Here is a 6,416-nt window from a genome sequence, read left to right on the forward strand (position 1 = left end):
TAGCTGCGTAAAAAACAGTAGTGGTGGTATGGACACACCCTGAATCTACGGGGCCCAGGCTCCGCACATCAGATGCTCGGTAATTTAATTGCCAAGTAGTTCACTCTCTTCTAACATGCTATCAGGTCATCAGCATTTTTGATGATAATCTTATCATGTACATCATTAGCAGAAATCAGCACCTCAGATTCATTCCGCCTGGAAAAATATGCTAAAACATCTTTTTTGTATGCAATGCCTTTAATGATGTATCCATCTTCTCCAAATCTTTTTGAAAACCATTCGGCACCATCAAGCTCTCTGGTCCACGACATTCCCTCCGGATTTCTTCCAATTGCAACACCACGATATACAACAAATGAGTCAGGAAGACATAAGTATGTGTCATATTCCTCACAATTCATTAACGCTTCTTTTGGACACTGTTTAAACCATTTCGCAGATAGCGATACCGGTACATTTACATCTCCGTTTGGGTTTTCCTCTTCAACCCAGGCCTCTGAAAGAACCTTTGCAAAATCATTAGCTGACCAGAAGCGCCGGCTGAACTTGAGAAAAGTTAAATAATATGAAGGACGGAATATATACATCAGCATAAGTGGTTCTTCTGTCTTATCTATTTTCTGTTCATATGCGGCGCAGGCTTCCTTAAATGCTCCTTCTGAATCTTTGATATTGATAATTTTTTCATTGTCAAACCAATATGGCGATTGGAATACTGGATGATTTACAATGAAGTCAAACTCTGTTTCCGCAATCGGGAGGTAAAGCATCATTCTTGCCACATCCTTCAATCCGTTAATATCTGTTGTTTTTCTCATGATTTAATCCCCTTTCTTTTTGTTTGTTAAAAGAAATATGCTGGATTTTATATCGTTCAGAAAAGTGTATATCTATACATATACTTTTTTCATTGTTCAAAAAGATGCAAAAATATAAACAACATTTTGGTAGGATTAATTCTGGTAATCTTGCTTTACCAGAATGAGATTTTGGTTTTTTTTGATATCCTAATAAATAAAAAATGAATGAAAAAAAATTAAAGTGACAACTTGAGATAAATTGCTTTTTTTGCTTTTTTTCTTTGTTCTTTTTATTTTCTTTCACATTGTTCCACATTCCATTTTGATTTCTCACTAAATATTTAATCCAAAGTTTCAAAAAATAAGCGTTCACGCATGTTTGAAACGATTTTATGCCTGCTGCCGGTTGGTTTTCTTTTAGCTCGGCCCAGACGCCCTTCGCCGCCTGACGGCGCCTTCGGGCTACGTCCATCTAATAACCTTTTTCTAAAAGTGGAAACCCTTCTGAAATATCTTTTTTAATATCTTTTTTAATATCTTTTTTAATATTTTTCTGTTTTGTTTGTTTTTTTGTTTTATTTTTTTATTTTTTCGTTTTGTTCTTGTAAAATATCCATTTTTTCTATCTTTTTAATTTGAAAATAGAATTTGTATATTTATCTTTATTTACCCTTTGCTTTTCTTTATTTTTCTTTTGTTTTTTATCGACGTGCGGGGAAAACCGCGGTTTACGAAAACATTTTTCTTGTTTCTATAAATTCTTTTATTTTTATATTTTTTCTGTTTTCTTTTGTTCTGCGGTTGCCTCTTTGCTCTTTATCCTGATGAAATTGAAGTGGATGTTTATTACTTTTTCTTTTGCACGATTTTTCTTCCTGTTTCGTCTTGTGAAGTATTTTTCTTAACTGCCACCTTTGTCTGCCGTTTGGATTTACGAAGAAAAAGAGGTGCAAAAAATATATGGCTGAAGGCGGGAGAGGGGTATTTTTGTGGGTATGCCTGCTGCGGAAGAATGCCGGCAAAATTGGGAGAGGAGGAAAATAGCGTATGCATGTGTATACATAAAACCACCGAAAAAATATGCCGGCAAATGTATACATTTTTTTAAATATAGCCTGCCCGCTGGGAAGGCTTTTTGTGTGTGCATGCATGTGTGTACATTTTAAGTATCCTGCCGACAGCAGCCGGCAAAAAAAAGTGGGCAACATAGTGTATGCACTTCTCTTTCTTATACATCCGCTTTAGATATGCATTTTTATATATAAATACGCAGCCTTGTATATACACTTCTAACAACAAAATACACACATAAAGATATACATAAAAAAATATACAACGTCCAGCAAGCATATGCACTTTGTGAAATTAAATATATACGCAAGGGTATACATAAAAAAAGAATGTGCATGCAAGGGTATCCAGGCATAAAGAAATATACAGCCAAGCATATACAGCAAAAAAGAAGAAAAAAAAGAATGCACAAACAAGCATATGCACGGAAATAAAGTTAGCGGCAGTTGATGCAGTTGCGTTCCGAAAGCAAGGCGATATGTACACATAAAGATACGCATAAAAAGAAAAAGAAAAGAAAGATGTACAGATAAAGATATACAAAAAAAAGAAAAGGAATTGAAAAAGGGGATATAAAGTAAAAAAGAAAAAAATGTGAGTAGGGGGAAGAAAGTAGAAGTTGGAGGTGTACAGTAGGGATGACGTAGCCCGGAGGCGCCGTCAGGCGGCGGAGGGCGTCTGGGCACCGAAGACGAAGAAGTAAGGCTGCCAGCGGCAGAAAAGACGCAGGATTTTTTCTCACGGTGAGAAAAGCGGTGAGAAAAGCGGTAAGAAATCCGTTTTTTGTACCTCGTAAATTCCGGCATATTGAAATCGCAAAAAAACAAAAGAAGAAAGGAAAGAGTAATATGGAAAGAAGAGAGAAAAGAATGAGGGCAACAGGCAAACACATCTTATTAAAAGGAATCCTTGGGGTGTATTCCCTGTATGCATTCGCAGTTCTTGTGATGAGGCTGATATCATACAGACCGTTGCCGTTGCCGCTGCTGTGGATTGGTGAGGCTGGTTTTGCCGTCTCCCTGATGCTGCTTCCGAATGCAGTATCCGCTGAGGACCCAAAGAAAGATGAAATCTTTTTCGGGTCGATGCTGTTGCTGTTCGGAATGCTGCTGGTAGTTGGGGCAGCAGGGGTTTTCTGACGTTTGAGGGGCAGGCTTTTTGTCTGTCTCTTTTTTTTGTTTTTCTGTTTCGTGCATATTGGATATAAAAATATAACAAAGAAAGGAAAAATAAAATGAAAAAAAATACGGAGCAGGAAGCAGCAGGAAACGGCTGGATTGATAAAAATGGGGTACTGTTTTTGATGAGAGGCGATGCCTGCATGGATATTCAGGTAAAACCGCAGGCGGAAGAGGTTGACTTTGGAGACATGGAACATATATATCTGAAGAATCTTGACAACGAAACACCATTTCCGAATGTTAAGAGGCTGAAAATTAGCGGAGACGGAATCAAAACTATACAGATTTCAAATACGATGTTTCCGAATGTCCGGGAAATCATATCTACAAACCCGAAATATCCATCCGGGTCAATGCTGATAGAAAAAGCGGGAAATAATATGCATCTGCTCAATGCTTTTTGCTTGAATGAGGATGAGCCGCTGGACTTAAGTGGCATCGTTGCAATCCGTGATGATGCACTGGTTGGCTGTAAGTCAGACAAGGTCATTAATACGGAAGATGTTATATGGGTTTCAACAGATGCTTTTAAGGCATCCAGCATGGCATGTATGAAAAAGCCTTTTGTGGATGGCGTGCGAATGGTCGGCTCTATCGCGTGTGATTTTGATGCGGATGCGAAAAAGTATATCATCCCGGAAGATGCAACAACAATGGCGACGTTCTATGACTTTAATAGAGACGCAACTATGATTATAAATAGAAATTGCTCTTTCTTCGCTAACACGCCTTATTCTCCGCCGAATCATCTGGTTTTCACAAATACAGACCATATGGATGAACAAGACCTGAGATATCTGAAAAAATATGATGCGGAAATCAGAAATAACCATCCGGAATATACAATCATAGATGATGTTGTATACACAAAAGACATGAGCCGAGTAGTTGCGTGTTTTGAGCGTAAGGCTGGCGATATAGTAATAGAAGACGGTGTCAGGGAAATCGCAAGAAGTGCATTTTCAAACTGCTATTCAATCAATTCTGTATGGCTCCCGGATTCTGTTGAAAAAATAGACGAATTTGCCTTCAACGATTGCGTAAATCTTTGTTCCATGCACTTTGGAAAGAACGTAAAGCAGATTGGACGAAGTTGCTTTAGGGGCGACAAGCATCTGACTAAAACGGAACTCCCGGGAACAATAAAAGAGTTAACTAGTTATTCTTTTGCATACTGTATAACGCTGGATTCATTAAAAATAAACGAAGGAACACAATCCATACACCCAGATGCGTTTTTTGGTACTTACATAGAAAAGCTCTTTATCCCATCATCACTGAAATCGTTCCGTGAACTTGGTGCGGGTGAAATACGGACACAGGAGATTGTCCTTGCGACTGAGGATATTCCAGAAGATGTTTTCATAAATACAACCGCGACAAAGATAATAACACCATCCCGGGTAATATGGCTTCCGCTCAGAGAACTTATGACGCAGCCGGCGAAATGGAAAGTCAATCATCTTGTTAATTCACAAAGAAACGGAGAGATAGAACCTCTTTACAAATTCTGCGGTGGAGATGTTCAATATAAGCGATATTTTGCGTTTCACGAGTATGCTATCTCACAACAGGAAGAAACAAAAGCATACTTAAAAAGAGTAGGAAAGAACCTGGCTGAAAACTTGATTAAAGAAGGAAAAGAAGATGACCTTGCAAAATTAATGCAATACGATATTTTGTCAATTAACGTATTGAAGCAAATACAGAAGGCTCTGGGGAAAACGGACTGTGAAAGATTTGCTGTTGCAAAGGCGTATATCTTAGACAAGGTTGGACAGACCAAAAGTAAAAATAAACTGACTCTGTGAGGTTACAGCCGCCTGGAATTTTCAGGCGGCGTTTTTTTTGTGCGCATTCAAATTCCAGCATATTGTAAATGAACAATGAAACATCCAAAAAAGAATCGGAGGTTAAAAAATGAACTTTTATACGGCAGATTTGCATTTTGGACAAGAATCACTGCTTGCAACTGGCAAATGGAAAGAGCGGCCATTCTCTACTTTGGAAGAAATGCATAAAGACCAGATTAAAAAATGGAATAAAAAAGTCACAAATGGAGATGATGTGTATGTCCTTGGAGATGTAGGCTCAAGAGGCTATCACCATATGCATCCGGAACTGCTAGCGCAGTTAAAAGGTCGGAAACATCTTATCCTTGGAAATCATGACGATGTCAGTGACCTGAGGGTGCGGCAGCAGTTTGTTGAGATTGTGCAGACGAAAAAACTGATTGACCCGTGCCACGGCCGAAACCAGAAACTTCTTCTGACGCATTGTCCGTATATGATGTGGGAGGGCCAGCACAAAGGAACTATCATGCTTTACGGCCATTTACATAATACCATTGATGAAAAATTGTTTCAGAAATATCTGAAAGAGTACAATCAGGACAGGGTACCAAAAGAAGAGAAAAAAGAAACTCTTTGCCAGGCTTTCAGCGTATGCCAGTGTTTGTGGGATTTTGAGCCTGTGACACTGGAAGAAATCCTGAAAAGAGCAGAAAGAGGTGGAGAAAGTCCTGCTTACCGATAAGAGAAAGATGAGAGGTATTTTTAAAAATTTGTGTTTTTGGTACTGCATCGCAACATTCCTGATTGCCTTTCTGGCGTTTGTCGGGTGGATAGTCCCGGCATGGATACAGGCGGTAGAGTTTTCTATGTTCCTGGTTGTATCCTTGCTGACAGTGCATTACGGATTTGGTAGGATACTGAATGCGATGATGGTTTTGTGTGGATTTTTGCTGATAGCGAGTTTCTGAAAAGCGGGCGGCGATTTGTGCTGCCTGCCTTTTTTGTGCAACAGAAAAGTCGGCATATTGTATACAACTTGGAATAAGAAGGGAGAAAATGATATGGACAACAAAAACAAACCCCTCTGGGATGAGATGGTCTCAGAAGTCAAAAAAGAGTTTACGCCGGAAGAGGTCAAGAAGATGAAAAAGCAGAAAACGAAAGCAGCGTGGTGGTATCAGGCCGGTTTTTATCTGCTGTTGGCAATCGCTGTTGCAGTTGGCATTATCAAATGCTGTATACAGATTGCAATCCCTCTGTGGTGCCTATGGCCGGCAGAAGCCATTTATGTATTTTTTGCCGGACTTACGCCAAAAGCCGTACAGGCATGTGATGAAGAGAATCAGGAGACGGCGGCAGAGTTTACATTTCTTGGTCTAACGGTGTTGATTGCGTTTATCGCTTTCGCAATCGTTTGACATATAAGACAGGTTTTCCTGTCTTTTTCTTTTGTCGGAAATCACGACATATCGCAAAATTTTCTGGTTTTTCTTTACTTATGCAATCCTGCATATTAGGATTTAAAGCGGGAATCCTCGGTTATTCTATATCCGAGATGAAAGCGCATA

General features: G+C 39.2%; 6 protein-coding genes. 4 read left to right on the forward strand and 2 right to left on the reverse strand.

Translation table 11 applies throughout. The features are described from left to right. Positions 1-110: 110 nt before the first annotated feature. Both LI091_RS18035 and LI091_RS18040 read right to left on the reverse strand, forming a co-directional pair. On the reverse strand, positions 111-821 hold the full coding sequence (locus LI091_RS18035) for a hypothetical protein (protein ID WP_173734581.1): 711 nt from the start codon (positions 819-821) through the stop codon (positions 111-113). Beyond that, the gene (locus LI091_RS18040; RefSeq protein WP_173734582.1) at positions 799-1,275 is read right to left on the reverse strand and encodes a hypothetical protein; all 477 of its coding nucleotides are present in this window, start codon (positions 1,273-1,275) and stop codon (positions 799-801) included. Before LI091_RS18040 ends, LI091_RS18035 begins: the two co-directional genes overlap by 23 nt. 1,447 nt (positions 1,276-2,722) lie before the next feature. Here LI091_RS18040 and LI091_RS18045 point away from each other — a divergent pair. The 4 genes from LI091_RS18045 (at position 2,723) to LI091_RS18060 (ending at position 6,266) form a co-directional block, all read left to right on the forward strand. Next, a complete protein-coding gene (locus LI091_RS18045) occupies positions 2,723-3,013 on the forward strand; it encodes a hypothetical protein (protein ID WP_173734583.1) in 291 nt (96 codons plus the stop codon). A 95-nt stretch (positions 3,014-3,108) separates the two neighbouring features. Beyond that, a complete protein-coding gene (locus tag LI091_RS18050; protein ID WP_173734584.1) occupies positions 3,109-4,866 on the forward strand; it encodes a leucine-rich repeat domain-containing protein in 1,758 nt (585 codons plus the stop codon). A gap of 109 nt (positions 4,867-4,975) precedes the next feature. Continuing rightward, complete coding sequence (locus LI091_RS18055) at positions 4,976-5,590, forward strand: metallophosphoesterase (RefSeq protein ID WP_173734585.1); 615 nt, start codon at positions 4,976-4,978, stop codon at positions 5,588-5,590. 319 nt (positions 5,591-5,909) lie between these two features. Further along, entirely contained in the window at positions 5,910-6,266 is a 357-nt protein-coding gene (locus LI091_RS18060; RefSeq protein ID WP_265191436.1) for a hypothetical protein, read from the forward strand. Positions 6,267-6,416 lie beyond the last annotated feature (150 nt).

Source organism: Blautia sp. MSK20_18 (assembly GCF_020553125.1).
Classification (GTDB): domain Bacteria; phylum Bacillota; class Clostridia; order Lachnospirales; family Lachnospiraceae; genus Blautia_A; species Blautia_A fusiformis.

Coding starts and splice junctions, on each gene's coding strand:
- LI091_RS18060 (WP_265191436.1), top strand. CDS start 5,910: ATGGACAACAAAAACAAACCCCTCTGGGATGAGATGGTCTCAGAAGTC.
- LI091_RS18050 (WP_173734584.1), top strand. CDS start 3,109: ATGAAAAAAAATACGGAGCAGGAAGCAGCAGGAAACGGCTGGATTGAT.
- LI091_RS18045 (WP_173734583.1), top strand. CDS start 2,723: ATGGAAAGAAGAGAGAAAAGAATGAGGGCAACAGGCAAACACATCTTA.
- LI091_RS18035 (WP_173734581.1), bottom strand. CDS start 821: ATGAGAAAAACAACAGATATTAACGGATTGAAGGATGTGGCAAGAATG.
- LI091_RS18040 (WP_173734582.1), bottom strand. CDS start 1,275: ATGGACGTAGCCCGAAGGCGCCGTCAGGCGGCGAAGGGCGTCTGGGCC.
- LI091_RS18055 (WP_173734585.1), top strand. CDS start 4,976: ATGAACTTTTATACGGCAGATTTGCATTTTGGACAAGAATCACTGCTT.